The 12937-nt window shown below is 64.7% G+C and carries 10 protein-coding genes, 1 tRNA gene and 1 pseudogene; 3 read left to right on the top strand and 9 right to left on the bottom strand.

Going from position 1 to position 12937, the window contains the following annotated elements; genetic code table 11:
- Positions 1-113 precede the first annotated feature (113 nt).
- Positions 114-905: a SapC family protein gene (locus ACJ8FR_RS02050; protein ID WP_407826940.1), complete on the top strand. Its 792-nt coding sequence runs from the start codon at positions 114-116 to the stop codon at positions 903-905.
- Between the two features lie 6 nt (positions 906-911).
- Here the strand turns inward: ACJ8FR_RS02050 and ACJ8FR_RS02055 are convergent, their stop codons facing one another.
- The gene (locus tag ACJ8FR_RS02055) at positions 912-1751 is read right to left on the bottom strand and encodes an N-formylglutamate amidohydrolase (protein ID WP_407826941.1); all 840 of its coding nucleotides are present in this window, start codon (positions 1749-1751) and stop codon (positions 912-914) included.
- 109 nt (positions 1752-1860) lie between these two features.
- Between ACJ8FR_RS02055 and cpdR the strand changes: the two genes are divergently transcribed.
- Both cpdR and ACJ8FR_RS02065 read left to right on the top strand, forming a co-directional pair.
- Positions 1861-2238, top strand: coding sequence for a cell cycle two-component system response regulator CpdR (gene cpdR / locus ACJ8FR_RS02060; protein WP_407826942.1), 378 nt, complete (start codon positions 1861-1863; stop codon positions 2236-2238).
- Positions 2239-2379: 141 nt separating this feature from the next.
- Positions 2380-2454 (top strand) — tRNA-Val (locus tag ACJ8FR_RS02065).
- A 145-nt stretch (positions 2455-2599) separates the two neighbouring features.
- Here the strand turns inward: ACJ8FR_RS02065 and ACJ8FR_RS02070 are convergent.
- From ACJ8FR_RS02070 to ACJ8FR_RS02105, 8 genes and pseudogenes are all read right to left on the bottom strand, one after another.
- Entirely contained in the window at positions 2600-5326 is a 2727-nt protein-coding gene (locus ACJ8FR_RS02070; RefSeq protein WP_407826953.1) for a TonB-dependent receptor, read from the bottom strand.
- A gap of 399 nt (positions 5327-5725) precedes the next feature.
- Positions 5726-6358 (bottom strand): prolyl hydroxylase family protein, encoded by a 633-nt coding sequence (locus tag ACJ8FR_RS02075; protein WP_407826943.1) that lies wholly within the window; start codon positions 6356-6358, stop codon positions 5726-5728.
- 72 nt (positions 6359-6430) lie between these two features.
- Positions 6431-7954 (bottom strand): CpaF family protein, encoded by a 1524-nt coding sequence (locus ACJ8FR_RS02080; RefSeq protein ID WP_407826944.1) that lies wholly within the window; start codon positions 7952-7954, stop codon positions 6431-6433.
- Between the two features lie 80 nt (positions 7955-8034).
- Positions 8035-9522 carry a hypothetical protein gene (locus ACJ8FR_RS02085; RefSeq protein ID WP_407826945.1) on the bottom strand — a complete coding sequence of 496 codons (1488 nt, stop codon included), beginning with the start codon at positions 9520-9522 and terminating at the stop codon, positions 8035-8037.
- 100 nt (positions 9523-9622) lie between these two features.
- Positions 9623-9889, bottom strand: coding sequence for an ATP synthase F1 subunit epsilon (locus ACJ8FR_RS02090; protein ID WP_407826946.1), 267 nt, complete (start codon positions 9887-9889; stop codon positions 9623-9625).
- Complete coding sequence (atpD, locus tag ACJ8FR_RS02095) at positions 9889-11406, bottom strand: F0F1 ATP synthase subunit beta (protein WP_407826947.1); 1518 nt, start codon at positions 11404-11406, stop codon at positions 9889-9891. Before atpD ends, ACJ8FR_RS02090 begins: the two co-directional genes overlap by 1 nt.
- Before the next feature lie 26 nt (positions 11407-11432).
- Complete coding sequence (locus ACJ8FR_RS02100; RefSeq protein WP_407826948.1) at positions 11433-12323, bottom strand: F0F1 ATP synthase subunit gamma; 891 nt, start codon at positions 12321-12323, stop codon at positions 11433-11435.
- Positions 12324-12937 (bottom strand): annotated as a pseudogene (locus tag ACJ8FR_RS02105) (F0F1 ATP synthase subunit alpha); the annotation flags it as partial.

A 12937-nucleotide genomic window follows, 5' to 3' on the forward strand; every position in this document is an offset into this window, starting at 1 on the left:
CGCCATTGGCTTGCCTAACGCGCGCGAGGCCAATAGAGGCCCGTGCGGACCATAACCGGCAAGCGAGCGCGCGAAGCGCAGCCGCAAGTCCGGACCCCAGGAGATGATCTTAGATGGCGACTGCCGCTCCGACCGAAGGAATGCCGATTTTCTACAACGCGATCGAGCCGATCAATCTCGACCAGCACGGCAAGATGAAAGTGCACGGCATCACCAGCATGCCCGAGGCCGGCCGCACGCATGCGGTGCCGCTGACGGTCGACGAATTCACGCTCGTGCAGCGGCATTATCCGATCGTCTTCTCGATCGGCGGGACACCCGTGCCGATCGCCCTCATGGGCCTCAACGAGGGCATCAACGTGTTCCTCGACGAGAACGGCCGCGCGACCGACCAGAGCCTCTATGTGCCTGCTTATCTGCGCCGCTATCCGTTCCTGCTGGCACGGCTTCGGCCCGACACCGACGAGTTGTCCTTATGTTTCGACCCGACGTCGGGCGCGGTCGGCGATTTCGACGATGGCGAGCCATTGTTCGACGGCGACCAGCCGAGCGCCGCAACCAAGGCGGTTCTCGAGTTCTGCGAGCAGTTCGAGGCCGCGGGCCTCAGGACCAATGCGTTCATCGAGGATCTGGTCAAGTCCGACCTGCTGATGGACGGCGAGGTGGCGATCCAGCCCGAAGGCTTCGACCAGCCGTTCGTCTATCGCGGCTTTCGCATGGTCGACGAGGAGAAGGTCCGCAACCTGCGCGGCGACGAGCTCAGGAAGATGAACCAGAACGGCATGCTGCCGCTGCTCTATGCGCACCTGTTTTCATTGAGCCAGATGCGCGACGTGTTCGCGCGCCAGATGCAGCAGGGCAAAGCCCCTACCCAGGTGGCGCAGCCGGCGCCGGCGATGGCCTAGCCAGGCTTATTCGGCCGCCGTCGCATACTGGCGGCCGATCAGCGCCTCGCCGAGCTCGACCGCAAGGGTCTCGATCAATCCCGCGACGCGGTCGAAGCCGGCACCCGGCTTTGCCAGCCTGGCGTCGAGGTAGCAGCGGCGGTCGATCTCGATTTGCAGCGCATGGACGCCGGCTGCCGGCCGGGCGTGGCGTTCGATCACATGGCCTCCCGCGAACGGGTCGTTGAGCGCCGCGTCGAAGCCTAAGCGTTTCGCGATCGCCACCGCTTCCGCGCTGATCCACGGCTCGGCGGTGCGGCCGCGGCCATCGCCGAACACCAGCGCTGGCACGCCGCGTGCCGGCGGCGGCATCGAGTGGCAGTCGAGCAGGAGCGCGCAGCCGAAACGGTCCAGCAGCAGTCCAAGCTGGCCCTCGATCGCCTCGTGATAGGGGCGATGGGCCTGGTTCAGCCGTTCATCGAGTTGCCGGGGCGTAATCGCCCGCCGCCAGAGAAAACCGTGCTGCTGCGTGCGCGCCGGGACGATCCCGAGCCCGCCGCGGGCGCGCGCGCTGACCCGTCCGCGCCGCGCACCGTCGACCACCGATGGGTCGACTTCATCCTCGCCGCGGTTGCAGTCGACCGCCGCGCGCGGGGTGCGGGCGATGACCCCGCCGCAGCCGCGCTGAAGCGCGCGCCATACCAGCCGGTCGACGAAGGGATCCTCGAGCGTCGTCAGCGCCGGCTTGCCGGCCGCGGCAAGCGCGATCAGCCACTCGGGATAATCGCGCCCCGAATGCGGTACCGACAGAAGGACCGGCAGTTGTCCTCGCGGCTGATGGAGGATGGGGGAGGGGAGCTTGCTCACGATCGGGGTTAATTTCCGTGCCAGTTTAGGACTTGGCTAGGGAGCGTGCAACGCGCCGGCGCATTATTCGCTTCTGGAAAAACGCATTGGAGCAGCGCATAGAGCAGTCATGGCGAGAATTCTCCTGGCCGAAGACGATACGTCGATGCGCGAATATCTGCAGCGCGCGCTGCAGCGGGTCGGCTACGAGGTCGAAGCGGTGGGCTGCGGCACCGAGGCCATGCCGTTGCTCGAGAGCAGTCATTTCGACCTCCTCTTGACCGATATTGTCATGCCCGAGATGGACGGGATCGAGCTGGCTCAGAAAGCCAGTGCGATCGACCCTGGCATCCGGGTCATGTTCATCACCGGCTTCGCCGCCGTGGCGCTCCAGGGCGGGCGCACCGCGCCCGAAGCCAAGTTGCTGTCCAAGCCCTTCCACCTCAAGGATTTGGTGATGGAGGTCGACCGCATCTTCCAGACCGAGGATCAGCACGGCCGCTTATAGCGCCGGGACGGGTTGCGCCTTCGTAAACTGCCCCCTAAATGCCGCCTTCCGGAGGGCCTCGGGCCAATTCGGGCCGGCCATGCTTCGCATGAGTCCGGACCTCGAAATCTCGTCAGTCCCTGGACTGCTGGATTTCTCGGTGGGCGTGTAGCTCAGTGGTAGAGCACTGTGTTGACATCGCAGGGGTCGCAAGTTCAATCCTTGCCACGCCCACCATTTTCCCTTTCCATCCAACGCATTGAGCCGCTTGCAGTCCTTGCGGGTAAGCTCCCGTTCGGCGCATCTGCAGCCACGACCCAAAGTTGCGGGCCACGCCGAGACGATCGGCGTGGCCCGTGGAAGCCTATCGATGATGATCCGACTAGCCGCGCTCGGGGGCCTGTTCCGGCGGCGGCGGTGGCGGCGGGGCCGGCGGCGGCGGGCAGGTGCCCGGCGCCGTGATCACCGTCCCGCTTTCGCAGGTCACCGTTGCCGGCGGCGGGGGAGGCGGGGGCGGTGGGACATAGGCGGCCGGGACGATGCGCGGTGCGCCGATCTTGAACGACAGCTCGGCGCCCCAGGTCCGCGGTGCATTGAAGTTTGCATAATCGCCGAGAATGCCGCCGTAAGACGTCGAGAACAGCGCGTTGGGAATGCACGCCACCCCCCCGACCGAACCGTTGGTCGGGCAATAGTTCAGCACCGGCGAGGAGTTTGCGGCTGAGCGGCGATAGATATGCTGCTCGTTGAACAGGTTGCGCGACCAGATCGCAAACGTCATCAACACGCTGCCGCTGTTCATCTCGACATCGGCAAGCGCAATCCGGCCATTCACGATGAAGCTCGGGTCGGTCTTCGTCGGCTCGAGCTGGAAGCTGTACTGCCCATCCGAATAATTGCCATCGATGTGGAAGCGGATCTTGCCATTCGAGATGTTCGTCGGGACCTGGTAATCGATATAACCCGACGCCGCGTTCTTGGGCGTATAGACGATGAACAATTGTTGCGCCGGACCGCCGGTGATCGGGTTCACCGCGGCGGGGGCCTTCCACGAAGTATAGGCATAAGACGCGCCGAGGGTTAGCGGCGGGATCGGCCGCACAGTCAAATCTGCTTCGAGGCCTTTGATCTTGGTCGTGCCCGCGTTCACCGTCTGCTCGATGTGGCTGCCGTTGGTCGGGCTGGCGGCATTGGTGTCGAACAGGTCGAAGTCGAACTGCGTGTTCGAGCGGTTCATGATGTAGCCGGCAAGGTTCAGGCGGGCCTTGTGGTCGAGGAAATCCATCTTCGCGCCGGCTTCATAGGATTTCACTGACTCAGGTCCGAATGGGTTGAACGCCAGCGACCGATCGTTGGCGCCGCCGGCGCGGAAGCCGGTCGCATACTTGGCATACAAATGGACTGTCGGTGCTGCGTCCAGGGCCACCGTCACCAACGGGTCGACACGGTTTGCGCGATTGCTGAAGCTGAACGGCTGGGGCAGGTTATTGACGACGTACAATGTGCCGTCGCGCCTATCCAGGGTCCAGCGCGCGCCGCCGGTGATGTGCAGGATCGGAATCCCGCCCGGGGTGAAGGTCGCCTGGCCGAACACAGAATAGTTGTGGTCGTGCGCCTGGCTTGCGCGAGTGATGAACTGGCAGCTGTTGGTGAACTGCGGCACCGGAGGCGTTGAGGTCGCGAGAGTGTTGATGCACGACGGAGCGAACTGCTGGTAGCCCGAATTGCCGCTGGTGACCGTTCCGGTAACGATCGGACTGCGAACGATGTAGTTGCCCGTTAGGTCATTGGTCCACTGATTGCTCTGCGGAGTCGCGGCATATTCGGTCGCGTGCTCGGTGTAGTAATAAGCGCCAAGGACGTAATCCAAGTGCGGCAGGCTGCCGACGATCTGAAATTCCTCGCTGAACTGGTGCTGGCGCAGGAATGACAGGCTGTAGCGGCTGAAGGTCGCGTTCGGCACGAAGGTCGTGCGCTGAGGGCCGCCGGAATTGTCCCATTGGTCAGTGCTGACGCCGCGCCATCCGGTGATCGACCGGAGCTCGAGATGTGGTGTGATCTTGTACTTTAGCGTTCCGTTAAAGCCGTGAGTCTTGTCGACGCTTGGCTGTTGCGGCACGCCGACGTCGGCAATTGCCTGGCGGTCCGGGTGAACACCGACGGTCGGCGCCAGCGGAGCCACGCAGGGCAGCCTTCCGGCCAGGCGTTGCGCTTCCGTGATGGTGCCGCCGCACGCTGTGTTGGTGCCCGGCAGGAACAGGCTATTGCCGACAACGCCGGTTACCCCGTTGGTATACGAACCAACGGTGTAGTGATTGGGGTTGTAGCTAACCAATTGGCTGTACTGCGGAGTATTGTCGTCTTCCGCGTAATCGTACGAGAGATCGGCAGTGAAGCCGTCGAACGGAGTCCAGCGAGCCGCGACCCGCCCGCCCTTGCGGTCATAATAGTTCCAGCCGGTTGAACCGCTGAGCGGATCCTTCGTGGTCGGACTTTGGTGTTCGTAGACGCCATCGAGCTTGATCGCGATATTGGCAAAAGCGGGAAGATCGAGGTGAAGTTCCGCATTGTGAGAATTGTAGCTGCCTGCGCCGACGGTGCCGCGCAGACCGAACACGCCGGTGGGCGCCCGAGTGATCATGGACACAGCGCCGCCTTCGGTATTCCGGCCGAACAGCGTTCCCTGCGGGCCCTTCAGAACCTCGATACGGTCGATGTCGAACAGCGCCGCGTTGAGGCCCTGGGTCTTGCCCAGCGCGATTCCGTCCAGATAGACGCTGACGCCGTTGTCGCGCGCCGTCTGGTTCTGGTCATAGGGAACGATGCCGCGAATGCCGACGGTCAGCGCCGACTGTCGCGCTTCGAAGGTTGCGACGCGAAGGCTCGGGATCGAACCGTCGGCGAGGCTGAACAAGGAGAGTGCGTGGCGATCCGCGAGAGATTGGGCGCTGGCGACGCTGATTGCGATCGGCGTCTGCTGCAGGTTCGTCTCGCGCTTCGTCGCGGTGACGATAATGGCCGCGAGGCCCGAGCCGGTGTCCTGCGGTGCTTGCGGGCCGTTTTCAACGACGGAAGCGCCGCTCGCCGGTTGCGCAACATCGCCAGCCATCGGGGCAGGCGGCTGCGATGACGGAGTCGCGGGCGCGTTGCTGCCGGTCTGCTCCTGTTGCGGAGTGTTCGCCGAGCCGGGAACGATCGCGCCGTTAGAAGGGGCCGCAGGCGGTGCATCCTGGGCGAACGCCGCCGTCGACACCGAGCTCAACAGCAGGCCCATCATGAGCGCCCGGGCCCGGAAGTTGGTGGCTTGAACGATGTTGTGACGAGCCGCGCGCCGCGCGCTCAACGTACCGGATATCATGAATGCTGACCTTTCCCCCTAGCCCGTGCGGGCTGGATGGGAACGGTTTAGGAGGGCGCCACGACAGAGATGTGACAGCTTAGCGGTCGTATCCGTGAATCTGCTGTTGCAGTTTTTTGAATCGTGTCCGCGAAACACCGGCTCGCGCCGTCACAGTGGCCGCTCCCTGAACCATTTGGTCAGCACATATTTGGTGCCGCGGCGGACTTTCATGCCCTGGTGGAGGGTCGCCGGATTGGGCGCGCCGCCGGGCAGCAGGTTGTTCCACGCAAGCAGCTTGCCGGCTTCCGCCTGGACGGTCTTGCCAATCGTCTTGAACCGGGTCGCGCCGCCCTCTTCGGGTTCATTGAGATAGATCATAGCGGTCCAGCTGCGCTGCCCGCCACGCTGCGTATGCAGGAGGAAATCATAGCCGCCCGGATTGAAGGTGTCGGTGTGCGGGCGGAACTCCTGGCCGGGCGCGTAGCGTTGGCCCTGGAGCGGCTCGCCATTGTCGAGCGGCAGGCCGAGCAGCGCGGAAATCCTGCGCTCGACTTCACCGACCAAAGGGTCATTTGAGTCAAGGTCGCACGTTTCACTCGTGCGGAAATTCGCGATGCCCGCATCGTCGGAGATTTCGGATGGGCGCCGTCGCGTGTCGATCCGCTCGATCATCGCCGCGCAGGCTTCGGGGTCGAGGAAGCCCCGGACGATGAACAGCTCGAGGTCGCGAGTCGGCACGCGCTGCACGCCCGGCAACTTTGCCAGCATGGCCGCGGGATTGGTCGCGGGCTGCAAGTCCATTGCGCTGCTATGATCGTGGCTGCGTTGCGCCGCAACTGGGAGTTCGGCCGGTGCGAGGAGCCCTGTCGCGACCTAGAGGCAGGCCTCAAGATACGGCTGGTCGAAGCCGTACTGCTTGGCCTTTTCGAGGGTGTAGGGGCGCAGGCCCATCGAGCGATATTCGCCGAGGATCTTCCCGTCGGCCGTCTCGTCGAGATATTCGAACTTGAACAGCTCCTGGGTGACGATCACGTCGCCTTCCATGCCGATCACCTCGGTGATGTTGGTCGTGCGGCGCGAACCATCGCGAAGGCGCTTCACCTGGACGATGAGGTCGACCGAATCCGCGATCTGGCGGCTGATCGCCTCCTTCGGGATCTTGATGTCGCTCATCATCACCATGTTCTCCATACGCGCGAGGCATTCGCGCGGGGAGTTGGAGTGGAGCGTCGCCATCGAGCCGTCGTGGCCGGTGTTCATTGCCGCCAGGAGGTCGAAGCACTCCTGGCCTCGGATCTCGCCCAGGATGATGCGGTCGGGACGCATACGCAAAGCGTTGATGACGAGGTCGCGGATGGTGATCGCGCCCTGGCCTTCGAGGTTCGCAGGCCGGGTTTCAAGCGGCAGCCAGTGCGGCTGCTGAAGCCGAAGCTCGGCCGCGTCTTCGATCGTGATCACGCGCTCGCCCGGGTCGATCATCTTCGACAAGGCATTGAGCATCGTCGTCTTACCTGAACCCGTACCGCCCGAGATGACGACGTTCATGCGGCTGGCGCCGGCGATCTTGAGCAAGGTCGCCATCTTCTCCGACATCGACCCGAAGCCGCGCATCATGTCGAGCGTGATCGGCTTCTCGGAGAATTTACGGATCGAGATGGCGGTACCGCGCAGGCTGAGCGGCGGGATGATGACGTTGACGCGGCTGCCGTCCTGGAGGCGCGCGTCGCACAGCGGGCTGGTCTGATCGATGCGCCGGCCGACCTTGTTGACGATCCGCTGGGCGATCTGGAACAGATGCTCCTCGTCGCGGAACTGGATTTGCGCGATCTCGAGCTTGCCCTTGCGCTCGACGTAGGTCTGCTCGGGCCCGTTGACCATGATGTCGCTGACCGCCGGATCGGCGAGAAGCTCTTCGAGCGGGCCGAGGCCGAGGAGCTCGTCGACGAGAACCTTCTCGAGCGCGAACTGCTCGCGGCGGTTGAGCGTGATCTTCAGCTCGGCCAGCACTTCCGAAATGATCGGGCGGAATTCCTCGGCGAGCTCATCCTTGTTGAGAGTCGCAGCCGCTTCGGGGTCGACGCGCTCGAGCAGGCGCGGAAGCACCTGCTCCTTGATGCGGTGGACCGAAGCCTCGAAGCCCTCGACCTTGCTGCTGCCCTGCTCGCCGCTCGAATTCTGGCGCGCGGTCAATCGGTCCATCGCGCCGGACTGGCCGACGCTGTCGCCCGCTGGCGCTTCTTCCGGTGGAGTCAGCTCTTCGAGCGGCGGAAACTGGTCGCCGCCGTCAGGCGTACCCGCAGCGGCGCCCGAACCCGGGCCGCCCTTCATAGGCTTGGCGACGCCGAAGCTGGGGCGGCTGCCGCCACCCATTCCACTACGCTTGCCGAATGCGCTCATGCCCGTTGGTCACTCGCTGACTGAAATCTCGTCGATTGGATTAACCGCAGATGCCTAAAGAAAGACTAACCTTGCGCCGGTTAAGCCTTGGGACGGCAGCGCGAAGGAGGGGGCGGCGGCCACGGCGCGACCAGCTCGTAGGTTTCCAGGCTGGTGCGGCTGCGCACCCGATAGTGCGACATCAGCTCTGCGAAGTCCGGATTGCGCGCGTAGAAGGCGAGGATGTTGAAGCCCCGCCGGCCCGGACGCGGGCGCTCGGCAATGATCCTTTTCGGGGGCGCACAATGAAAGTCCGCGACGGTATCAGCAACAACCTGGCGGCCGAACGCGGCGACGCGCGGATCGGGATTTCCGCGCAGCTCATTGTCGACGACGGCGTTCATCATCCAGAGGCCGTTATAGCGCGAGGAATTGCGGAACCCGTAATGGAGGCTGACCGACGGGGGGATCGCAATTTCTCTGGTCAGCAATCCCACCGCATCGCCGGGCGCCAACCCCGCGACGGCGTCCGCTCCGTCAAAGTTGGATGGCGTCGGATGGGTGGCTTCGCTGACCGACGCGACCAGCGGAAGCGCCAGCAGCGCTGGCGCGAGGACGCGCAGCAGGCGCAGCGGCGATGTAGTCTCGGCGAGCAAAGCGGCGAACGCGAGCGACCCGCAGCCCAGCATCGGGATCGTGTGGTACGGCCAGCCCTTGAACTGGATGAAATAGGTCGCGGTGAACGCCGACCCAGCGACAAACAGCGCCGCGGCGAGCGAACTCGATCGGCTGAAGAGCAGCCTGAAGTGCGCTACCGTGAAGGCAAAAAGTCCGGCGCTGACGACCACATAGAGATTGAACAAGACGCGGATCGAGCGCGGGCCGAACTGGCCGTAGGCGAGCCGCACCAAGGGCACTATTCGGGTCAGATAATTGCGTTCCATCAGCAGCGCCGCGGCGTAGGCAATGCCAACTGCGGCGAGAGCGAACGTCTCGGGCCGGAACGGCCGCCAGCGCCGGCCCAAGCCGGCCAGAAGCCACAGCTCCAGGGCTGCCGGAACGATCAGGAAATAATGCTTCAGGGCAAAGCCGAGCGCGGCAGCGGCACCCACAGCGATCGCCAGGAACGGCGACGCCGGCCGGTCTTCGCGGCGAGCCGCGATCAGCGCGGCGTAGGGCAGCGCGCCGATCAGCACGATCTGCTCGCGCTGGCCGACGTGCATCCACGGCATGGCCGCGAGGATAAGCGCCGCATAGGCCAGGAACAGGGACCGGCGGCCGGGAGGGATATGGACGATCAGACGGTCGGTCGCCGCGAGCGACAGCATTACGAGCAGTCCGAAGGCAGTGATCAGCACGCGCTCGGCCCGCAAATGGAGCAGCGTCGCCAAGCGGTCGACCGGCAACGCCATCCAGAACCACAAGGGCGGATTGACTTCGACGATGTCGCGATAAAGCCTGGCGCCCTCGTGGATGCGTTGGGCAACTCCCAATTGCGACGCGACGTCGGAATCGACGCCACCGCCGAGCCGGAGCACGGTGACGAGCGCAGTAAGGACAAGGGCGAGGAGGAGCGGCCGTGATGTCACTGCCGCGGCAATCCGCGTGGAAGCGGGTTGCGACAGAACTGGGACGGGGTGGGCAGAAGTCATCGACCGCGATGACTAGCGGCCGATGGTAAATTCGGTGCTAAGCTATGGCGCCGGCACTCTCGGCAAGCACGGTCAAGCCCTTGTCGCTGACCTCGGCGAAGCCGCCGGTCACGGGGATGCGCTCCGGCTGAGCGCCCTGGCTGCGGTAAACGGCGACGTCGCCATTCCGAAGCGTCGTCATATAGGGTGCGTGGCCCGCCATGATGCCGGATTCTCCCTCGGCCCCGGGGACGACGACCATGTACACGTCGTCCGACATCACCAGCCGGTCGGGCGTGACGAGCTCAAAATGCAGGTCGGCCATCAGGCCTCCTGCGCCATCTTCTCGGCCTTGGCGACCGCCTCATCGATGCCGCCGACCATGTAGAATGCGGCTTCGGGAAGATGGTCGTATTCGCCGTTCACGACCGCCTTGAACGAGCGCACCGTGTCCTCGACCTGGACGAACTTGCCGGGGATGCCGGTGAACACCTCGGCGACGTGGAACGGCTGCGACAGGAAGCGCTGGATCTTGCGGGCGCGGCCGACGATCAGCTTATCTTCCTCGCTCAGCTCATCCATGCCGAGGATGGCGATGATGTCCTGCAGGCTCTTGTAGCGTTGGAGTGTCTCCTGGACCGCGCGGGCGGTCTCGTAATGCTCTTGGCCGACGACGGCGGAGGTCAGAACCCGGCTGGTCGAATCGAGCGGGTCGACCGCAGGATAGATACCGAGCTCGGAGATCGCGCGGCTGAGCGTGGTCGTCGCGTCGAGGTGGGCGAACGAGGTCGCCGGCGCCGGGTCGGTCAAGTCGTCGGCCGGCACGTAGATCGCCTGCACCGAGGTGATCGAGCCCTTGTTGGTCGAGGTAATCCGCTCCTGGAGCGTGCCCATGTCGGTGGCCAGCGTCGGCTGGTAACCCACCGCGGACGGGATGCGGCCCAAGAGCGCCGACACTTCCGACCCCGCCTGGGTGAAGCGGAAGATGTTGTCGACGAAGAACAACACGTCCTGCCCTTCCTGGTCGCGGAAATATTCGGCCTGCGTGAGGCCCGACAAAGCGACCCGGGCACGGGCGCCGGGCGGCTCGTTCATTTGCCCGAACACCAGCGCGACCTTGGAGCCCTCGGGGGTCGGATTGCCGTCCTTGTCCTTGGCGATGACGCCCGCATCAAGGAACTCGTGATAAAGGTCGTTGCCCTCGCGGGTGCGCTCGCCGACGCCCGCGAATACAGAAACGCCGCCGTGACCCTTGGCGATATTGTTGATCAGCTCCTGGATGAGGACGGTCTTGCCGACGCCGGCGCCGCCGAACAGGCCGATCTTGCCGCCGCGCGCATAAGGGGCGAGCAGGTCGATGACCTTGATCCCGGTGACGAGGATCGAGGCTTCGGTCGACTGGTCCACGAACGGCGGCGCGTCGGCATGGATGGGAGCCGACTTGTCGCTGCCGATCGGGCCCTGGTCGTCGATCGGCTCGCCGATGACGTTCATGATCCGGCCGAGCGTCTTGGGGCCGACGGGCACGCGGATCTCGGAGCCGGTCGAGCGGACTTCCTGGCCGCGGGTGAGGCCGTCGGTGGAATCCATGGCGATCGTGCGAACGACATTCTCGCCGAGGTGCTGGGCGACCTCGAGCACCAGGCGGTTGCCGCCATTGTCGGTCTCGAGCGCCGTGAGGATCGGCGGCAAATCGCCCTCGAAGGCAACGTCGACGACGGCCCCGATCACCTGGCTGACGCGGCCCGTGATGTTGCTCGCCGGCTTGGCCGATGACTTCGAATCCACGGCGGAAGCCTTTTTGGCACGGGGTTTCGGCTTCGTGTCGGCGGCGGTGGCCATGTCTGTCTTCCTTGCCTTCAACTTGGTTAGAGCGCTTCGGCGCCCGAAATGATCTCGATCAATTCCGTGGTGATCACCGCCTGGCGCTGGCGGTTGTAGACGATCCCGAGCTTCTTGATCATGTCGCCCGCGTTGCGCGTCGCATTGTCCATCGCAGTCATCTGCGAGCCGTAGAAGCCGGCCTGATTCTCGAGCAAAGCGCGATAGAGCTGGACCGCGATGTTGCGCGGCAGGAGGTCGGCGAGGATCTCTTCCTCGTCCGGCTCATATTCGACCGCCGCGGGAGCAGCGGCCTTCGCCTGCGCCGGTTCTTCGGACCGGCGCGGCACGACCGGGATGATCTGCTCGATCGTCGGTTCCTGCACCAGCGTCGAGCGGAAGATCGCATAAGCCAGGTGCACAACATCGATGCCGTCGGTGACGTAGCGGTCGATGATGTCCTTTGCGACGGCTTGGGCGTCGGCGTAGGTCGGGTTCTTGATCTCGCTGGTGTCGTATTGGGCGATGATCTGCTTCGGGTAGAGCCGCTGCAGGACCGGGCGGCCTTTGCGGCCGACGATGTAGAACAGCACCGTCTTGCCCTCGCCTATCAGCTCCTCTGCCCGGCGGCGGACGGCACGGACGATGTTGCTGTTGAACGCTCCGGCAAGGCCGCGGTCGCTGGTCGCGACGATGATCAGGTGCGTTTCGTCCTTGCCCGTGCCGGCGAGGAGCTTGGGGCTTTGCGGCCCCGGCGTGATGCGTGAAGCCAGCGAGGCGACCACGTCGGTCATGCGCGCCGAATAAGGCCGCGCCGCGGTCGCGCTCTGCTGCGCGCGACGAAGCTTCGACGCCGCCACCATGTTCAGCGCCTTGGTGATCTTCTGCGTCGACTTGACCGAGCCGATGCGGATCTTGAGGGCCTTGAGCGACGCCATTTAGGCAAACTGTTTCCCGAACGTGGTGAGCGCGTCCTTGAGCGCCTTGGCGGTGTCGTCGTCGAGCGCCTTGGTGTCGCGGATCTTGGCGAGGATCTCGGGCTTGTCCGAGCGGAGGAAACTCAGCATCGCGGCCTCGTAGCGGACGACGTCCCTCACATCGACGCTGTCGAGGAAGCCCTGCGTCCCGGCGTAGATCGATACGACCTGCTCTTCGATCGGCATCGGCTGGAACTGCGGCTGCTTGAGCAGCTCGGTGAGCCGCGCGCCGCGGGCGAGCAGCTTTTGGGTCGACGCGTCGAGGTCCGAGCCGAACTGCGCGAAGGCGGCCATCTCGCGATACTGGGCGAGTTCCAGCTTGATCGAGCCAGCGACCTTTTTCATCGCCTTGGTCTGGGCGGCCGATCCGACGCGGCTGACCGACAGGCCGACGTTGATCGCCGGCCGGACGCCCTGGTAGAACAGGTCGGTCTCGAGGAAGATCTGGCCGTCGGTGATCGAGATCACATTGGTCGGAATGTAGGCCGACACGTCGCCGGCCTGAGTCTCGATTATCGGAAGCGCGGTCAAGCTGCCGCCGCCCTCGGCGTCGGAGAGCTTCGCCGCACGCTCCA

The sequence above is a fragment of the Sphingomonas sp. genome (assembly GCF_045810705.1).
Lineage (GTDB): Bacteria > Pseudomonadota > Alphaproteobacteria > Sphingomonadales > Sphingomonadaceae > Sphingomicrobium.

Excerpts from the sequence above, each read along its gene's own strand:
- ACJ8FR_RS02080 (WP_407826944.1), bottom strand. The coding sequence starts at position 7,954 with ATGAGCGCATTCGGCAAGCGTAGTGGAATGGGTGGCGGCAGCCGCCCC.
- ACJ8FR_RS02100 (WP_407826948.1), bottom strand. The coding sequence starts at position 12,323 with ATGGCGTCGCTCAAGGCCCTCAAGATCCGCATCGGCTCGGTCAAGTCG.
- cpdR (WP_407826942.1), top strand. The coding sequence starts at position 1,861 with ATGGCGAGAATTCTCCTGGCCGAAGACGATACGTCGATGCGCGAATAT.
- atpD (WP_407826947.1), bottom strand. The coding sequence starts at position 11,406 with ATGGCCACCGCCGCCGACACGAAGCCGAAACCCCGTGCCAAAAAGGCT.
- ACJ8FR_RS02050 (WP_407826940.1), top strand. The coding sequence starts at position 114 with ATGGCGACTGCCGCTCCGACCGAAGGAATGCCGATTTTCTACAACGCG.
- ACJ8FR_RS02075 (WP_407826943.1), bottom strand. The coding sequence starts at position 6,358 with ATGGACTTGCAGCCCGCGACCAATCCCGCGGCCATGCTGGCAAAGTTG.
- ACJ8FR_RS02070 (WP_407826953.1), bottom strand. The coding sequence starts at position 5,326 with ATGGCTGGCGATGTTGCGCAACCGGCGAGCGGCGCTTCCGTCGTTGAA.
- ACJ8FR_RS02090 (WP_407826946.1), bottom strand. The coding sequence starts at position 9,889 with ATGGCCGACCTGCATTTTGAGCTCGTCACGCCCGACCGGCTGGTGATG.